General features: G+C 66.8%; 16 protein-coding genes. 8 read left to right on the forward strand and 8 right to left on the reverse strand.

All coding sequences use genetic code 11. From position 1 onward, the window contains the following. Positions 1-37 precede the first annotated feature (37 nt). From yjgA to EJI00_RS03550, 3 genes are all read left to right on the forward strand, one after another. The gene (gene yjgA, locus EJI00_RS03540; RefSeq protein WP_126746097.1) at positions 38-694 is read left to right on the forward strand and encodes a ribosome biogenesis factor YjgA; all 657 of its coding nucleotides are present in this window, start codon (positions 38-40) and stop codon (positions 692-694) included. Beyond that, complete coding sequence (gene mog / locus EJI00_RS03545; protein ID WP_126746098.1) at positions 691-1,275, forward strand: molybdopterin adenylyltransferase; 585 nt, start codon at positions 691-693, stop codon at positions 1,273-1,275. Before yjgA ends, mog begins: the two co-directional genes overlap by 4 nt. 112 nt (positions 1,276-1,387) lie before the next feature. Continuing rightward, a complete protein-coding gene (locus tag EJI00_RS03550) occupies positions 1,388-2,065 on the forward strand; it encodes a response regulator (RefSeq protein WP_126746099.1) in 678 nt (225 codons plus the stop codon). A 20-nt stretch (positions 2,066-2,085) separates the two neighbouring features. On the opposite strand, the gene EJI00_RS03555 is transcribed toward EJI00_RS03550, so the two are convergent. Both EJI00_RS03555 and EJI00_RS03560 read right to left on the reverse strand, forming a co-directional pair. Then, positions 2,086-3,348, reverse strand: a complete 1,263-nt coding sequence (locus tag EJI00_RS03555; RefSeq protein ID WP_126746100.1) for a cation:proton antiporter — start codon at positions 3,346-3,348, stop codon at positions 2,086-2,088. Between the two features lie 34 nt (positions 3,349-3,382). Further along, complete coding sequence (locus tag EJI00_RS03560; protein WP_126746101.1) at positions 3,383-3,724, reverse strand: winged helix-turn-helix transcriptional regulator; 342 nt, start codon at positions 3,722-3,724, stop codon at positions 3,383-3,385. Between the two features lie 120 nt (positions 3,725-3,844). Here EJI00_RS03560 and EJI00_RS03565 point away from each other — a divergent pair, with 120 nt between their 5' ends. Next, positions 3,845-4,423: a carboxymuconolactone decarboxylase family protein gene (locus EJI00_RS03565; protein WP_126746102.1), complete on the forward strand. Its 579-nt coding sequence runs from the start codon at positions 3,845-3,847 to the stop codon at positions 4,421-4,423. Positions 4,424-4,463: 40 nt separating this feature from the next. On the opposite strand, the gene EJI00_RS03570 is transcribed toward EJI00_RS03565, so the two are convergent. Further along, positions 4,464-6,743 carry a heavy metal translocating P-type ATPase gene (locus EJI00_RS03570; RefSeq protein WP_126746103.1) on the reverse strand — a complete coding sequence of 760 codons (2,280 nt, stop codon included), beginning with the start codon at positions 6,741-6,743 and terminating at the stop codon, positions 4,464-4,466. 71 nt (positions 6,744-6,814) lie between these two features. On the opposite strand from EJI00_RS03570, the gene cadR reads away from it, so the two are divergent. Continuing rightward, positions 6,815-7,291, forward strand: a complete 477-nt coding sequence (cadR, locus tag EJI00_RS03575; RefSeq protein WP_126746104.1) for a Cd(II)/Pb(II)-responsive transcriptional regulator — start codon at positions 6,815-6,817, stop codon at positions 7,289-7,291. A 43-nt stretch (positions 7,292-7,334) separates the two neighbouring features. Here the strand turns inward: cadR and EJI00_RS03580 are convergent, their stop codons facing one another. From EJI00_RS03580 to EJI00_RS03590, 3 genes are read right to left on the reverse strand one after another with little or no spacing between them, the layout of a single operon-like run. After that, a complete protein-coding gene (locus EJI00_RS03580; protein WP_126746105.1) occupies positions 7,335-7,871 on the reverse strand; it encodes a DUF4256 domain-containing protein in 537 nt (178 codons plus the stop codon). A gap of 7 nt (positions 7,872-7,878) precedes the next feature. Beyond that, positions 7,879-8,670, reverse strand: coding sequence for a serine O-acetyltransferase (gene cysE / locus EJI00_RS03585; protein WP_260590452.1), 792 nt, complete (start codon positions 8,668-8,670; stop codon positions 7,879-7,881). Positions 8,671-8,728: 58 nt separating this feature from the next. Then, positions 8,729-9,460 carry an RNA methyltransferase gene (locus EJI00_RS03590; RefSeq protein WP_126746107.1) on the reverse strand — a complete coding sequence of 244 codons (732 nt, stop codon included), beginning with the start codon at positions 9,458-9,460 and terminating at the stop codon, positions 8,729-8,731. Between the two features lie 121 nt (positions 9,461-9,581). Between EJI00_RS03590 and EJI00_RS03595 the strand changes: the two genes are divergently transcribed. Genes EJI00_RS03595 through EJI00_RS03605 form a run of 3 tightly spaced genes read left to right on the forward strand, consistent with a single transcriptional unit; the run spans position 9,582 to position 13,971 of the window. Further along, positions 9,582-10,643: an inositol monophosphatase family protein gene (locus tag EJI00_RS03595; protein WP_126746108.1), complete on the forward strand. Its 1,062-nt coding sequence runs from the start codon at positions 9,582-9,584 to the stop codon at positions 10,641-10,643. Beyond that, a complete protein-coding gene (locus EJI00_RS03600; RefSeq protein WP_126746313.1) occupies positions 10,643-12,877 on the forward strand; it encodes an FUSC family protein in 2,235 nt (744 codons plus the stop codon). Before EJI00_RS03595 ends, EJI00_RS03600 begins: the two co-directional genes overlap by 1 nt. Beyond that, a complete protein-coding gene (locus tag EJI00_RS03605; protein ID WP_126746109.1) occupies positions 12,874-13,971 on the forward strand; it encodes a mechanosensitive ion channel family protein in 1,098 nt (365 codons plus the stop codon). Before EJI00_RS03600 ends, EJI00_RS03605 begins: the two co-directional genes overlap by 4 nt. Here the strand turns inward: EJI00_RS03605 and EJI00_RS03610 are convergent. Next, entirely contained in the window at positions 13,947-15,191 is a 1,245-nt protein-coding gene (locus EJI00_RS03610) for a DUF418 domain-containing protein (protein WP_126746110.1), read from the reverse strand. The genes EJI00_RS03605 and EJI00_RS03610 overlap by 25 nt on opposite strands. Beyond that, on the reverse strand, positions 15,188-15,721 hold the full coding sequence (locus tag EJI00_RS03615; protein ID WP_126746111.1) for a MarR family winged helix-turn-helix transcriptional regulator: 534 nt from the start codon (positions 15,719-15,721) through the stop codon (positions 15,188-15,190). Before EJI00_RS03615 ends, EJI00_RS03610 begins: the two co-directional genes overlap by 4 nt. Positions 15,722-15,815 lie beyond the last annotated feature (94 nt).

Below are 15,815 nucleotides of genomic sequence, written 5' to 3' on the forward strand. Positions count from 1 at the left end.
GTTGCAACGCCGCACGGTGCGGCCCAGAATCCACCCCATGTCCCGCAAACCCAAAAAAGGCTATTTCGTCCGTGGCCAGTTCGTTGCCGAAGGCAGCGAACTCGACCTGGAGCTCAAGCGCGAGCTCAAGGGCACCGACGAAGCCAGCCGCACCGATCTCAAGCGCGAAAGCGATGAACTGCAAAAGCTCGGCGAGGAGCTGCTCGGCCTGCGCGCAGCCCTGTTCGACGCGCTGCCGCTCGGCGAAAAGCTCGTCGATGCCGTCACCGAGGCCAAGCGCATCACCAATTTCGAGGGCAAACGCCGCCAGATGCAGTTCATCGGCAAGCTGATGCGCAAGCTCGAACCCGAAGTGCTGGAAGCCGTGAAGCAGGCGCTGACCGAGCAGAACACCGTGCCGGCCGCCGAAGCCGCCGCCCTGCACGAGGCCGAACGCTGGCGCGACCGGCTGATTGCCGACGACGACGCGCTCGGCGGCTGGATCGAAACCCACCCCGCCACCGACTCCCAGCAGTTGCGCGCCCTGGTGCGGCAGGCCCGCAAGGACATGAAGACCGGCCCCGCCGGTGAGGCGCCCCGCCAGGGCAAGGCTTACCGCGAGATCTTCCAGCTGGTGCGCGCGCAACTCGCGGTGCACGGCGGTGCGGACCATGCCGCGGCGGCTGCCGCGCAAGACCGGGAAGAGGACGCATGAGCACACCCGACTCTGTTCGCATCGGCATCGTCTCCATCAGCGACCGCGCCTCCAGCGGCACCTACGAAGACAAGGGCCTGCCCGCCTTGAAGGAATGGCTCGGCCGGGCGCTGAAGAACCCCATCGATTTCGAGTCCCGGCTGATTCCCGACGAAACCGCGCTCATCAGCGCCACGCTCATCGAACTGGTCGATGCCGGCTGCTCGCTGGTACTGACCACGGGCGGCACCGGCCCGGCCCTGCGCGATGTGACGCCCGAGGCCACGCTGGCCGTGGCCCACAAGGAAATGCCTGGCTTCGGCGAGCAGATGCGCCAGATCAGCCTGCGCTTCGTGCCCACCGCCATCCTTTCGCGTCAGGTGGCGGTGATCCGCGACAAGAGCCTGATCATCAACCTGCCGGGGCAGCCGAAGTCGATTGCGGAAACGCTTGAAGGGCTGAAGGATGCCGACGGCAAGCAGGTCGTGCCGGGCATCTTCGCCGCGGTGCCGTATTGCATCGACCTGATTGGCGGCCCGTACCTCGAGACCGACGATTCGGTCTGCAAGGCGTTCCGGCCGAAGTCGGCGATCAGGAGCTGACTCTCCACGGACCCACGGCGGCGCCATGTATGACAAATGGGCGTCCTCCTGTCTGGCGTTCATGCCGGGTTCTCAATCTCCGCGGCGAAAATTCCATCGCTAATATCCGCGGATGCGAATCTTGGTCATCGAGAGCGAGCCCCGGTTGGGCGACCGGCTGAAGAAGGGCCTGGAAGAGAACGGGTATGCAGTCGACGTCGCGTCCGGTGACGCCGAGGGCCGCTCTCTCTGCGCGGAACGCGACTATGCCTTGGTCCTTCTCGACGTCGTGCTTCCGGGTGGTGACGGCTTTGCAGTACTCCAGGCCATACGGCGTACAAGCAAGGTGCCCGTGCTGGTTCTCACCGCGCGAGACAAGGTCGAAGACCGGATCAAGGGCCTCCGGCAAGGCGCCGACGACTATCTCGTCAAGCCCTTCCGGTTGCCTGAGTTGCTGGCGCGTGTGCAGGCTCTGCTGCAACGCGGCATGCCGCAGGCGCTCACCACGCTTGGGTTGGCCGACCTGGAGCTCGATCTTGCGAGCCGCAGGTGTGTTCGCAACCGCATGCGAGTCGAACTCACGGCCAGGGAGTTCTCGCTGCTGACGGTGCTGCTGCACCATCGCGGACAGATCGTGTCGCGCAGCACGCTCGCCGATCAGGTGTGGAACACGCCCTTGGAGAGCGACACCAACGTGCTCGAAGTGGCCATTCGCAGGCTGCGCAGCAAGATCGACGACCCTTTCGAGCTCAAGCTGCTGCACACGGTGCGCGGCAGCGGCTACGTGCTCGAAGACCGCTCCTGGTCTTGAGCAAGCGCGCCGGTTGCCGGCTACGGTTTTGCGCGGGCCGGTGCTTCGTCTGACGTGGTGGGCGCCTTGGTGCGGCCCATCACCAGGTTGATCAGCGGCCCCGTCATCGCGGTGGTGACCAGCGCCATCACCAGCAGCATGGTGAAGAGCTCGGGCCCGATCAGGCCGGCGTCCAGGCCGATCTTCATCACGATGAGCTCCATCAGCCCGCGCGCATTCATGAGCGAACCGGTGGCAAGGCTGTCGCGCCATCCGTAGCCCGCCATGCGCGCGCCGATGGCCCCGCCGGCCAGCTTGCCGATGGTGGCCACGCCGACGATCAGCAGCATTGCGCCCACGCTCGCGCCCGTAAAGGCATTGGCGGTGGTGCCCAGCCCCGCCAGCGCGAAGAACAACGGCATCAGCACCACGATGGAAATCGGCTCGATGCGCTCGGTGAGCGAATTCAGCAAACGGTCGTCGCGCGGCAGGCAGGCGCCGAACAGGAAGGCGCCGAACACCGCGTGCAGGTGCAGCCATTCGGTTGCCAGTGCGCACACCAGCAGGCCGATCATCAGCGAGGCCATCATGGCGGTCGAAGGCTCGCCGTTGGGCGCGCGCGTGCGCAGCAGCCACGCAAAGGCCGGCTTCATGCCGAAGAACAGCACAGCCAGCAGCACCACCACGCCTGCCGTGGTCTTGAGCAGGCCGGTATAGCCCTCCCCCGCGCCCGCGAGGGCCACCACCAGCGCCAGCAAGATCCACGCGAACACGTCGACCACCGCCGCCGCGCTCAGCGAAAGCTGGCCGAACGGCGTGCGCGTGAGGCCGCGGTCTTTCAGGATGCGCGCCATCACAGGAAAGGCAGTGATCGAAAGCGCCGCTGCCATGAACAGCGCAAACGGCCAGAAGCCCACGCCCGCGGGTGCCAGCGACGGATGCAAGGCCGGCGAGATCCCAATGCCCAGCACCATGGGCACGGCAACGCTGAGCGCGCCCACATAGCCGGCCGCCTTCAGCTGCGCGCGCACGCCTTGAGCGGCCCGCAGTTCGAGCCCCACCACGAACATGAAGAGCACCAGGCCCACCGTCGAAAGCGACGAGAGCCCCTCGAGGTGGCTCTTGGAGAAAAGCTGCGCATGCAGCGAAGGAAACAGCGCCCCCATGACCACCGGCCCGAGCATGAGGCCGGCCGCCATTTCACCGACCACGCTCGGCTGGCCCACGTGGCGAAGCACCCAGCCGCAGATGCGCGCGGTGCTCAGGATGACGATGAGTTGCAGCAGGAGAGAGGTGGCGGACATGGACCGAAGCGCTGGTGGACGTGAATACGCGATGTTAGTTTTGTTCGAGCGCCTCGAACCAACGGTCGGCCCATTGGTTCAGCGGCTTGAGCCGCTTGACGAGTTCGCCGCCCGATTCGGTGAGCACATAGCCCGCGTCGGCAAGCGCGACGATGCCGCTCGCGCGCAGTTCCTTCAGCCGGTCGTTCAGCACCGAAGGCGACATATCGCCCGTGCTCACGCGCAACGCCCTGAAGCTCTGCGGCATGCCGTCGCGCAGCTCCCACAGGATGCGCAGCGTGCCCTTGCGGCTCAGTTGCTCCAGCAGCCGCATCACCGGCCGGCGCGATACGGCTGTGTCGACTACTGGCTCTTGCGGGGACTCACTGTCGTTCATGCCTGGAATTCCCAATGAAAGTCTAGATGACTCTTGAGCTACGCATTTCGTAGCGATAGACTGCAAATATCGCTACGATTTTCGTAGCGACTTGAAGCGCATTCTACAAAGGATTCGATCATGACAACTCTCGCCGCGCCAGACACTCGTGCGCCCCGCATTGCACCGCTCGAAGCGCCCTACCCCGAACCCATTGCCGACCTGCTGGCCCGCATGAATCCGCCCGGAAGGCCCGAGATCCTGGCGCTCTTCCGCGTGCTGGCCATCAACCCCGAACTGGCCGAGCGCACGCTGGGCCTGGGCCGTTATCTTCTGGGCCGCAAGGCAGCCATCGGCTTGCGCGACCGCGAAGTGGTGATCACGCGCGTTTGCGCCCGCTGCGGCGCCGAATACGAATGGGGTGTGCACATCGCGGCATTCGGCGATGCAGCGGGCTTCAGCGCCACCGATCGGCGTGTGATGGCCTCGATCACCGAAGACCTGGAACTGCTCGCGCCGCGAGACCGCCTGCTGGTTCAGTTGGTGGACCAGCTGCACGACACCAGCCATGTGGACGACGCGCTCTGGGAGGCGCTGAGCGCCCACTGGACCTCGCCGCAACTCATCGAACTGATGATGCTCGCGGGTTGGTACCACGCGGTGAGCTACGTGTGCAATGCGGCGCGCGTGCCGCTCGAGCAATGGGCAGCGCGTTGGTGAGGCCGGTGAGACCGGGCTTCAATCGCCTGCCTCAGTTGCATCAGTTGCCTTCACTCGTCTTCGGTGTGCGCATCAGCCGCAACCCGTTGGCCACCACCAGCAGGCTCGCCCCCATGTCCGCGAACACCGCCATCCACATGGTGGCGCTGCCGAACACCGCAAGCACGAAGAACGCGCTCTTGATGCCCAGCGCCAGCGTGATGTTCTGCCGCAGCACCGAATGCGCCCGGCGCGAGAGGCGAATGGTCTCGGGCAGGCGGCGCAGGTCGTCGTTCATGATGACCACGTCCGCCGCCTCCATGGCCGTGTCGGTACCGGCGCCGCCCATTGCAAAGCCGATGTTTGCCTGAGCCAACGCTGGCGCGTCGTTGATACCATCGCCCACCATGCCTGCAACGCCGTGGCGCTGCTGGAGCGCCTTGACGGCGTTAAGCTTCTCTTCGGGCAGCAGGTTGCCGCGCACGTCGTCGATGCCCGCATGCGCGCCAATGGCCCTGGCCGTGGCGGCGTTGTCGCCGGTCAGCATCACCGGCGTAACGCCGAGCGCGCGCAGCTCGGCCATGGCGGCCTGCGAAGATGGCTTGATGGTGTCGGCCACCGCGAACAGCGCGAGCACTTCCTGGCCGGAAGCCAGCAGCGTGACCGTGCGCCCTGCTTCTTCATGACGCTTCAGCTCGGCTTCGAGCGCCGGGGTGCACAGCCCGCGTTCTTCGATCAGCCGGTGGTTGCCCAGCACATAGCCACGGCCCTCGTGCGTAGCCTGCACGCCGCGCCCTGGCAAAGCCGTGAAGTCTCCGACCTCCAGCGCTTCGAGCTTCAGGCCCTCGGCAATGGCCTTGGACACCGGGTGGTCCGAGCGGCCGGCAATGCTTGCCGCAATCGCGAAGACCGCATCCTTGTCAGCCGCGACCCCGATCAGGCTCGACTCGACCAGCCGCGGCTTGCCTTCGGTGATGGTGCCTGTCTTGTCGAGCGCCACCGCCTTGAGCTTGCGCGCCTCTTCGAGGTAGGTGCCGCCCTTGATGAGAATGCCGCGCCGCGCGGCCGAGGCCAGCGCGCTCACCACGGTAACGGGCGTCGAGATGACGAGCGCACAAGGGCACGCGATGACCAGCAGCACCAGCGCCTTATAGATGGCCTGCAGCCAGGTCCACCCCATGAGCCAGGGCGTGAGCACCGCGACGGCAATCGCCAGCACGAAGACCGCGGGCGTGTAGACACTCGCGAACTTGTCGACAAAACGCTGCGTGGGCGCGCGCGAGCCTTGCGCCTCTTCGACCGCATGGATGATGCGGGCCAGCGTGGTGTTGGCGGCCACCGCCGTCACACGGAATTCAAGCGCACCCGTCTGGTTGATGGTGCCCGCGAACACCGCATCGCCGGCCGACTTGTCGACCGGAATGCTCTCGCCGGTGACGGGTGCCTGATCGATGGCGCTGGTTCCCTGGGTGACGACGCCGTCCAGCGGCACGCGCTCGCCGGGGCGGATGCGCACAACGGCGCCCAGCGCCACGGTGTCGGCCTTCGCCGTCTTCCAGCTGCCGTCGGGCTGCCGCACCTCGGCCTGTTCGGGCGCCAGCGCCAGCAGGCCCTGGATGGCGTTGCGCGCACGATCAACCGCGCGCGCCTCGATCATTTCGGCAATCGCATAGAGCGCCATCACCATCGCGGCCTCGGGCCATTGGCCGATCAGGAAGGCGCCCGTCACGGCCACGGCCATCAGGGCGTTGATGTTCAACCGCCCGCGCACCAGTGCCGCGAAGCCCTTCTTGTAGGTGTCGAGCCCGGCCAAACCGATGGCACCGAGCGCAAGCGCCATCTCCACCGCAGTGAACCCTGCCCCCTCGGGCGCGAGAAAGGAAATCGTCTCGGCCGCAATGGCCAGCACCAGCGCGGCAACCAGCCGCAAGAGTTTCGGCGTCATGAAGCCGGTGGCGCGCGCCGTTCCGCCAGCGGTGGGCTGCCCGCCCGCCACCTCGTTCAGCGGCTCGGGCTTGAAGCCCGCCTTGCGAATGGCTGCCAGCGCATCAGGCAATGCGCCGTCATCGGCCGTGATGGCCATGGTGCGTTCGCCGAGCCGGAAGCGCAGCCCGCTGATGCCGCGAACGGGCTCGAGCGCGCGCCGGATTTCGGACTCTTCCACGGCGCAGTCCATCGTGGGAATGCGAAAGAGCAAGGCGCCTTTCGGAACGTCGGCGGTGTCGACAGCGGCAATGGGGGCGGTGGTCGCTGATCCACACGCGGAGTTGCCGCAACAGGCCGTTTCGGCAGGCGCGTGGGCGTGCGGTGCCAGTGGTTTCAGAGCATTCTGGTTCGTCATGAAAGCAATTGGAAACCCTGAAGCAGGTGTAGAGTCAAACGGCAATTCCTTCACTTCGTTCTTGCCGCATCATGAAAATCGGAGAACTGGCCAAGGTCGCGAACACGCCGGTGGAGACCATCCGCTATTACGAGCGCGAGCTGCTGCTGCCCGAGCCGGCGCGCACCGAAGGCAACTACCGCATCTATGACGACGAGCACGCCCAGCGCCTGGGCTTCATCCGCCGCTGCCGTTCACTGGACATGACGCTCGATGAAATCCGCAGCCTGCTGCGTTTTCGCGATGCGCCGGGGGAAGACTGCGGCCAGGTCAACCAGCTGCTGGACGACCACATCGGCCACGTGGCCGCGCGCATCTCGGAACTGAAGCTGCTGGAGAAGCAGCTGAAGGCGCTGCGCCAGCAATGCTGCGGGGCAGAGTCGGCGCAGAACTGCGGCATCCTGCAGGAGCTGGACACCGCCACGCTCGCAACGGAGCCCTTCGGGCAGCACGCGGGGCATGTGCACGGCTCGCTGCACAGCAGCACATCCGCCAAACGCTCGTCTTGAGATGCCCTGACGTGATCAGGGCGCGATCACATCGACCGCGTGCTCACACGCGGAGCAACCCGCGAAAGCCTCTTGCCGCGTAGTAAGACTGGGCACCGTTGTGATACACGAACACCTTGCCATAGCGGTAGTCGCCGAAGAGCGCTCCGCCAAGTGAGCGAACGTCGGGCGGCGTGTCGATCCAGCTGGAAGTCTTTGCATCGAACTTGCCGAGCTTCTGCAGCTCCCGGTACTGTTCTTCCGTCAACAACTCGATGCCCATGGCGGCCGCCATGCCAAGAGCGCTGTCCTGCGGCTTGTTTTCCTTGCGCGCGTCGAGCGCTTCTCGGTCGTAGCAAAGGCTCCTGCGGCCTGTCGGGCTCTCGGGGGCGCAGTCGCAGAACGTGACTTGCCCGGTTTTCTTGTCCTGGCCGATCACGTCCGGCTCGCCGCCGGTTTCTTCCATTGCGCCAAGCGACTTCAGCGCAGCGGGGTTGCTTTCGAGCCTGGCCTGCACTTCGGCCCACGCGACGCCTTTGTGGCGTTGCATGTTCTTCTCGAAGCGGGCTTGCAATGTCCGGAGCAGTTCTTGCGTCTTCATGGTTCTGCTATTTGCCTATGAGCTGGGTGAGCTTCTCCGCCTCGAAGCTCTCGTCGCGCGCCGCGTCGCAGGGCACGCAGTCCTTGGTGCCGGGGTGCGCGGACAGCTTCTCGATGGCCTGCCACAGCAGCGCGATCTGGTGCTCCTGCCCCGCGGCGTTGTCGATCAGCCCGCGCATGGCCTGGCTCAGCGGGTCGTCCTCCTGCGTGATGCCGTAGGCCGAGAACTTCTGCGGCGCGGCCACATCGGCGCTCTCACCCGCCTTCGACGGAATGATGCGCGCGGGAATGCCCACCGCCGTTGCCCCCGCAGGCACCGGCTTGATGACCACCGCGTTGCTGCCGATCTTGGCGCCGTCGCCAACCTCGAAACCGCCCAGCACCTTGGCGCCCGCGCTCACCACCACGTTGCGCCCCAGCGTCGGGTGGCGCTTGGCGCCCTTGTAGAGCGAGGTGCCGCCCAGCGTCACGCCCTGGTAGATGGTGCAGCCGTCGCCGATTTCTGCGGTTTCGCCCACCACCACGCCCATGGCATGGTCGAAGAACACCCGCTCGCCGATCTTGGCGGCCGGGTGAATCTCGATGCCCGTGAGCCAGCGCGCCACATGCGCGATAAAGCGGGCCGGCCACTTGAAACCGTGCGTCCAACACGCGTGCGCCCAGCGATGCAGCACCACGGCATGAAAGCCGGGGTAGACCGTGATCACTTCCCAGGCGCTGCGCGCGGCCGGGTCGCGTTCGAGGATGCACCGGATGTCGGCGCGCAAACGAGAGAACATCGCTGCCTTTGTTGTCGTTATATCGATAGGGGCCGCGCAGTCTAAAGCCAGCGGTCTTTCGCGCACGCGCGATGGGGTTTTAGCCCTTGCGCGGGCCGTTGGCGGCGTCGGCCATGGCCTTGGCGATGCCGCGCAGGATGTGGATCTCTTCGGGCGTGGGCTGGGCGCGGTTGAAAAGCTGCTGCAGCCGGGGCATCAGCTTCTTCGGCGCCTCGGGGTCCAGAAAGCCGATGTCCACCAAAGAGCGCTCCCAGTGCTCGAGCATGCCGGCCACCGCCTTCGCATCGGCCGCCTGCACCGGCGCCGTGGCGTCGCGCACCGCGTAGCCGCCCAGCGCAAGGCGCCATTCATAGGCAATCACCTGGATGGCCGCCCCCAGGTTGAGAGAGCCGAACTTCGGATCGGTCGGAATGCTCAGGGCCACGTTGCAGCGGTAGACGTCTTCGTTGCGCATGCCAAAACGCTCGGAGCCGAAGAGAAAGGCCACGTGCTGGTCGCCCTGCTGGGCCAGCGGCTCCAGGTGCTCCCGCGGGGTGCGCGTGGGCGGGCCGAAGTCTCGCGGCACCATGGCGGTGGCGCACAGGTGGGTCACGCCGTCGAGCGCCTCGTCCAGGGTTTCGACGATGCGGGCGTTGTTCAGCACGTCCAGCGCGCCGCTGGCCCGCTGGATGGTTTCTTCCCGCCGCAGCACGTTGGCCCACCGGGGCGTTACCAGCACCAGGTCGTCGAAACCCATGGTCTTCATGGCGCGGGCGGCGGCGCCCACATTGCCTGCGTGGCTGGTCTGGATCAGGATAAAACGGGTGCGCATGGAGGGTTTGGAGGCACGGAACGGGCAGAGCCGGTAAAATGCCCGATTCTCGCCGCCCGCATCGCCGGGCCGCAGGGTCGCCTACAGGGGACCTCCTCCACCGTTCTTCTCACAATCCAGAATGTCGTCCCCCAACCTGCATCCCATGCTCAATGTGGCCGTCAAGGCCGCACGCGCCGCCGGCGCCATCATCAATCGCGCCGCCCTCGACGTCGAGGCCGTGCGCATTTCGCAAAAGCAGGTCAACGACTTCGTCACCGAAGTCGACCACGCCAGCGAGCAAGCCATTATTGAAACGCTGCTTGGCGCATACCCGGGGCACGGCATCCTGGCCGAAGAATCGGGCACCGAGCACGGTGCAAAAGATTCCGACTACGTCTGGATCATCGATCCGCTCGACGGCACCACCAACTTCATCCACGGCTTTCCGGTCTACTGCGTTTCCATTGCGCTGTCGGTGCGCGGCAAGATCGAGCAGGCGGTCATTTACGACCCGAGCCGCAACGACCTGTTTACCGCCACCAAGGGCCGCGGCGCCTACATGAACGAGCGCCGCATCCGCGTTTCGAAGCGCACCAAGCTCAGCGAATGCCTGGTTTCCACCGGCTTTCCGTTTCGCACGGGCGACAACTTCAAGCAGTACCTGGCCATCATGGCCGACATGATGCCGCGCATGGCGGGCCTGCGCCGCCCGGGCGCGGCCGCTCTCGACCTGGCCTACGTGGCCGCCGGCTTTACCGACGGCTTCTTCGAAACCGGCCTCAACCCCTGGGACGTGGCCGCGGGTTCGCTGCTGGTCACCGAGGCCGGCGGCCTGATCGGCAATTTCACGGGCGAACCCGACTTTCTGGAACAGCGCGAATGCCTGGCCGGCGCACCGCGCATCTACGGCCAACTGGTGCCGCTGCTCGCCAAGTACTCCAAGTTTGCCGGCATCGACGACAAGATGCGCGCCAGCGACCGCGTGCGCGCCGTCTCCGCCGCAGCGCGGCCCAACGCCGACGAATCGGTCGACCTGTATGCGCGCAGCACGGTGCCTGACCTGCCCGCCGCATCGCTCGACGGCGAAGCGCCCGCTCCCGCGGCCGCGCCGGCAGCGCCGGTGTCGCGCAAGCTCACGCGCATTCGCCGCGACGCGCCTGCCGACGGCAGCCCCTCCGAAGGCGACGCTTCCGCCAAGTGATGCAGGGGCCCGGTGCCGCCCTTCGCTTTCGTGCGGCGCTGCGTGTTGCGCTGAGCCAGTACGTTGCGAACGGCTTCAGCGTTGCGCTCGGCCTGCTGGTTATCTCGGCCGGCGCGCACCTGTGGCTCGGCACCATCGCGGCCTCCGCAGCCGCGGTGGGCGTGATCGTCACGGCCCCACCCGACCTGCCCGGCCCGCGCCGCGGCAAGTTCTTCCAGATGCTGCCGGCCCCGCTGATCGGGCTGCCGCTCTTCTTTCTGGTGCAGCTGCTGCACACCGCGCCCATTCGCCTTGGGCTGGTGCTCGTGCCCGCCACCTTCGTCGCCTTTCTGGCCATGGCATGGGGCAAGCGCGGCATTCCCATTGCCATTGCGGTGATGTTCTCGATGGTCTTCTCGATGGCCACGCCCGCGCCGAGCGGCATGGCCGAGGCGTTGGAGCGCACCTGGCACTTTGGCCTGGGCGCCGGCCTCTACGTGATCTGGGCCAACCTGGCCAACCATGCGCTCAACGGGCGCTACCGCGTGCAGTCGGTGTCAGACGTGCTGTATTCGCTGGCCGCGCTGATGCGCACCGAGGCCACGCAGTTCACGCCGCGCGACGACACCAGCGACATCCGCGAAACCCCCGCCCCCTTGCTCGGCCGCCTGCTGCGTGAACAAGCCGCACTGGCCGACCAGCTGCAGGCCACGCGCGACATCGTGCTCGAGTCGCCGCGCACGCCACGGCGGCAGCGGCTGGCCGCCATGCTGGTGATCGTGCTCGAAATGCGCGACCAGCTGCTTGCGAGCGAGCTCGACCTCGACGCGCTCAAGAGCCACCCCGCGCATGCCGAGGCGCTCATTGAAATGCGCCGCGTGCTCGAAGAGCTGGCCGACGAAACCACCGCGCTCGGCGACTCACTGCTGATGGGCCGTCAGCCCGAGCCGGTGGCCGACCGCCGGCCGCGCCTGGCATCCATTCACCTTCCCGCCGAAGAGCACGTGGCAAGCCACGGCATGCCCGGCCCCAACGCCGCCATGCTCGCGCGAGGCCTGGCAAGCCGCATCGGCCACATCAACGACGAGGTGCTGCGCCTTTCGGCCATGGCGCGCGGCGATGCCGAGCCCAACCTGGCCGTGGTGCGCGCCAACTGGCAGATGTTCGTGAGCCCGACCGACTGGTCGCTGCGGCCCTTTCTCACGCTCTGGAGCTGGGACGCGCCGCCGCTGCGGCATGCCATTCGGGCCGCGCTGGCCATTGCGGCCGGCTATGCCATTGCGGTGTCGCTGCCCTGGGGCTCGCACGACTATTGGATCTTGCTGACCATTGTGGTGGTGCTGCGCGGCAGCCTTTCGCAAACGCTGGAGCGGCGCAACAGCCGCGTGGCCGGCACCCTGCTGGGCTGCGTGCTGGCGGTGGGCCTGCTTTCCGCGCACCCGTCGCCGCTGCTGCTGCTGGCCTTTGTGACCGTTTCGCAGGCCATTGCGCACAGCTTTGCGGTGCGGCGCTACCTCATTACCGCGGTAGCGGCCACGGTGCTCGGCTTGTTGCAGGCGCACATGCTCAACACGGGTGCCGCGCCCATCTTTGCGCTGTTCGAGCGCATTGCCGACACGCTCATCGGCGCCGCGCTGGCCTGGGGCTTCTGCTATGTGCTGCCGTCATGGGAGCGCGGGCAGATTCCGGCGCTGGTGGCGCGCACGCTCACCGCGCAGGCGCGCCATGCACGCCTGGCACTGGGCCTGGGCCAACTGCAGGCAGTCGACAGCAGCCCCGAACTCGAATGGCGGCTTGCGCGCCGCGAGGCCTACGACAGCCTTTCGGCGCTGGTGCAAGCCACGCAGCGTTCGCTGTCAGAGCCGCGCGCGGTGCAGCCGCCGCTCGAGCCGCTGGAGCACCTGCAGGCGCACAGCTACCAGTTGCTCGCGCAACTGAGCGCCGTAAAATCGATGCTCGTGCTGCGGCGCGACCGGCTTACCCCGGGCGAAATCGAAGGCCCGCTCGCACGCACTGCACAGCGCATCGAGGCAGCCATCGGCACCGCGCCCACCACCGGTCCCACGCTGCCCGAAAGCCCCGGTTCCACCACCGTGGGCGGCCCGATTCCCCTGCCCGACCCGTTCGACAACGACATCAGCCCCTGGCTGCTGCGCCGTCTCGATCTGGCCACGGCACTCGCCACGCAGCTGCGCGACGATGCGGCGCGCATTCTTCAACCCCTGGAGACACAAGCCACGACCACCGCCCAATGACTGAAGAGATACTTGCCCACCCCTGGTTCGGCACCTGGCTCGCAGCCCTGATTGCCGTTCCGCTCGCGCTGCTTGTTCACCGTATCGGCGGCCTTGTGCTGATGCGAATCACCCGTCCGGCGCCCGCGCTGCATTCGATGGTGATCAACTGCAAACCCGTGGCGCGGGTGGTGCTGCCCCTTGTGGCGCTGCTGCTGGTGTTCCAGGCCGCGCCGAGCGATCTTCGTTTCATAGGCAGCGTGCGGCACTTCAACGGCCTGCTGCTGATTGCCGCCACCACGTGGCTTGCGGTAAAGGCCATCAGCGGCTTTGCCGACGGCGTGCTCGTGCAGCACCCGTACGACGTGGAAGACAACCTGCACGCGCGCCGCGTGCTCACCCAAACCCGCGTGCTTGCACGCACGGCCATGACCATGGTGCTGGTGGCCGGCGGCGCGATGATGCTGATGACTTTTCCGGGCGCGCGGCAGGTGGGTGCGAGCCTGCTGGCCTCGGCGGGGGTGATCGGCATCGTGGCCGGCCTGGCGGCCAAGCCGGTGTTCAGCAACCTGATCGCCGGGCTGCAGATTGCGCTGGCCCAGCCCATACGCATCGACGACGTGCTGGTGGTCGAGGGCGAATGGGGCCGGGTCGAAGAGATTACCGGCACCTTTGTGGTGGTGAAGATCTGGGACGACCGGCGCTTGATCTTGCCGCTCAGCTACTTCATCGAGAAGCCTTTCCAGAACTGGACGCGCAGTTCGTCGCAGCTGCTGGGCGCGGTTTTCGTCTATGCCGACTACGGCATGCCGCTGCAGCCGCTGCGCGCGGAGGTCGAGCGCATCGTGAAGTCGGCGCCCGAGTGGGACGGCCGGTTTTTCAACCTGCAGGTAACCGACGCCACCGAGCGCACCATGCAGCTTCGCGTGCTTTGCACCGCCGGCAATTCCAGCCTTGCCTTCGACCTGCGCTGCAAGGTGCGCGAAGGGCTCATCGACTTCATGCAGCGGGAGTACCCGCAGTTCCTGCCCCGGATGCGCATCGAAAGCGACGGAAAGCCGGGCCGGCAAGACACTCAAGACATGCAGCTTCAGCCCGTGCCGTCGCCGCGCTGACCCGCGGCATGGCTGCGGCGGCGCAGCAGCGGCAGCGGCAGCTGCAGCTGCAGGTTGGTGAACGCCCGCAGCAGCCATTCCGCGGGGCCGTAGGCAAAGTGGTGCATCCACCAGCGGCTCAGCGCCAGGTTGCCCGCAAAGATGGCCAGCGCCACTGCAAATGTTGCCAGCGGCCCGATGGTGCCGATCCAGCGCAGCCCGTAGGCCAGAAAGATCCACGCACACACCAGCGACTGCAGCAGGTAGTTGGACAGCGCCATGCGGCCCGCCGGCGCCAGCCATTGCGCCAGCACGCGGCCAGGCCCGGTCTGGAACACCAGCAGCATGCCGGCTGCATAAGCGGCCGCCAGGAACGGTGCCGTCAGCAGCGTGGCCGCCAGGCCGTGGATCTCTCGCACCGCGTCGTTCAGCCGCATGGCGGGCAAGGCATAGGCCACCGCACCCGGCACGCCGACGAGCAAGCCCCAGAACAACACCCGCCGCAGCAGCTTGCCATGCACCTCTGCATGCGCGAGCAGCCCGCGCTTGCCGGCAATGAACCCAGCGAAGAACATGGCCAGCGCCTCGGGTGCCTGCACCAGCGCGGTAACCCACCACACCTGCGACAGGTCGCGCAGGTGCTGCACCATCACCATGGCGGGCGTGGCGCGGTAGGCGGCCAGCGCCCTGGCGGCATCGGCGTAGGCAGCTTCGGTTGCCAGCCGCATGTCCGCATGCGTAAACAGGTAGCCAACGCCGGCCCATGCCAGCGACACAAGCAGCACCAGCCCGATGGCCGCGCACGCCATGAACACATCTCCGCGCCGCCGCAGCAACAGCAGCACGGCGCCCAGCACCGCATACGTGGTGAGGATGTCGCCGTAATAAAGCACCACGGCATGCAGCACGCCGATGACCCACAGGCCCACCAGCCGCCGCACCATGCGCGGCGCAAAACGCTTGCCGTCGCGCTCCGCCGCCCGCATTTGCAGCGTGAAGCTGTAGCCGAACAGGAACGAGAACAGCAGGTAGAACTTGGTCTCGAACACGAAGGCACGCACGAACGAGGCACTGCGGTCGGCCAGCGAAACAGCCAGCGGATCGGGAATGCCCAGGCCGTAGTAGGTCGATGCAAAGCTTGCGATGTTTACGACGAGGATGCCCAGCAGCGCAAAGCCGCGCAGCGCATCGACCATGTGCTGCCGCTCGTTCGGCAAAGTCTCTTCAGGGGCAGGCGTCATTCAGGTTTGCGGGGCTTCAGGGTTGTTGCATTGGCGCCGCCAGCGCCTCGGCGGCCGCGGTCTGCCTTGGGCAGCACCGCTTCTTCGACCATGCGCTCGGCCCGGGCGTGCAGCCGACGCAGGGCGTCATCGAGCCGCACCGCGTCGTCGTCGCTCAATGCGCCCAGCAGTTCGGTGTTGATTTGCGTGACCAGCGGAAAAAGCTCTTCATACAGCGCCTGCCCGCTTTCGGTAAGGGCCAGCCGCACCTGCCGCCGGTCGCCGGGCCGCACCACGCGCGACACCAACTGCTTGGCAACCAGCGAACCCACTGACTTGGAGGTGCGGGCCCGGTCGAGCTGCGCATGCTCGGCCAGTTCGGAAGAACTGAGCTCCCCGCGGCTTGCGAGCACCGCAAGCAGCCGCCATTCGCGCCGGGTAATGCCAAAGCGGCCCTCGCACAGCCGGATGACCATGCTGCCCGCCACCGACAGCAGGCGCGACAGCCGGTACAGCAGCAAATCGTCCAGCGGGCGGCGCGGCGCGGTCATTGGGGGTTAGTCCGGGGGATGGTTGATTAGATCAATCGAATGTAGCGTCTCTAAAGTCGTTCGCAGCCGCGGCACCTGGCCCGAGCGGCGCCAC

It is taken from the genome of Variovorax sp. DXTD-1 (genome assembly GCF_003984625.1).
Lineage (GTDB): Bacteria > Pseudomonadota > Gammaproteobacteria > Burkholderiales > Burkholderiaceae_C > Variovorax.

What these genes read in the sequence shown, in the direction of transcription:
- yjgA (WP_126746097.1), top strand. Translation starts at nt 38, where the DNA reads ATGTCCCGCAAACCCAAAAAAGGCTATTTCGTCCGTGGCCAGTTCGTT.
- EJI00_RS03610 (WP_126746110.1), bottom strand. Translation starts at nt 15,191, where the DNA reads ATGACGCCTGCCCCTGAAGAGACTTTGCCGAACGAGCGGCAGCACATG.
- EJI00_RS03600 (WP_126746313.1), top strand. Translation starts at nt 10,643, where the DNA reads ATGCAGGGGCCCGGTGCCGCCCTTCGCTTTCGTGCGGCGCTGCGTGTT.
- cadR (WP_126746104.1), top strand. Translation starts at nt 6,815, where the DNA reads ATGAAAATCGGAGAACTGGCCAAGGTCGCGAACACGCCGGTGGAGACC.
- EJI00_RS03565 (WP_126746102.1), top strand. Translation starts at nt 3,845, where the DNA reads ATGACAACTCTCGCCGCGCCAGACACTCGTGCGCCCCGCATTGCACCG.
- EJI00_RS03555 (WP_126746100.1), bottom strand. Translation starts at nt 3,348, where the DNA reads ATGTCCGCCACCTCTCTCCTGCTGCAACTCATCGTCATCCTGAGCACC.
- EJI00_RS03605 (WP_126746109.1), top strand. Translation starts at nt 12,874, where the DNA reads ATGACTGAAGAGATACTTGCCCACCCCTGGTTCGGCACCTGGCTCGCA.
- EJI00_RS03550 (WP_126746099.1), top strand. Translation starts at nt 1,388, where the DNA reads ATGCGAATCTTGGTCATCGAGAGCGAGCCCCGGTTGGGCGACCGGCTG.
- mog (WP_126746098.1), top strand. Translation starts at nt 691, where the DNA reads ATGAGCACACCCGACTCTGTTCGCATCGGCATCGTCTCCATCAGCGAC.
- EJI00_RS03590 (WP_126746107.1), bottom strand. Translation starts at nt 9,460, where the DNA reads ATGCGCACCCGTTTTATCCTGATCCAGACCAGCCACGCAGGCAATGTG.
- EJI00_RS03570 (WP_126746103.1), bottom strand. Translation starts at nt 6,743, where the DNA reads ATGACGAACCAGAATGCTCTGAAACCACTGGCACCGCACGCCCACGCG.
- EJI00_RS03560 (WP_126746101.1), bottom strand. Translation starts at nt 3,724, where the DNA reads ATGAACGACAGTGAGTCCCCGCAAGAGCCAGTAGTCGACACAGCCGTA.
- EJI00_RS03595 (WP_126746108.1), top strand. Translation starts at nt 9,582, where the DNA reads ATGTCGTCCCCCAACCTGCATCCCATGCTCAATGTGGCCGTCAAGGCC.
- EJI00_RS03580 (WP_126746105.1), bottom strand. Translation starts at nt 7,871, where the DNA reads ATGAAGACGCAAGAACTGCTCCGGACATTGCAAGCCCGCTTCGAGAAG.
- EJI00_RS03615 (WP_126746111.1), bottom strand. Translation starts at nt 15,721, where the DNA reads ATGACCGCGCCGCGCCGCCCGCTGGACGATTTGCTGCTGTACCGGCTG.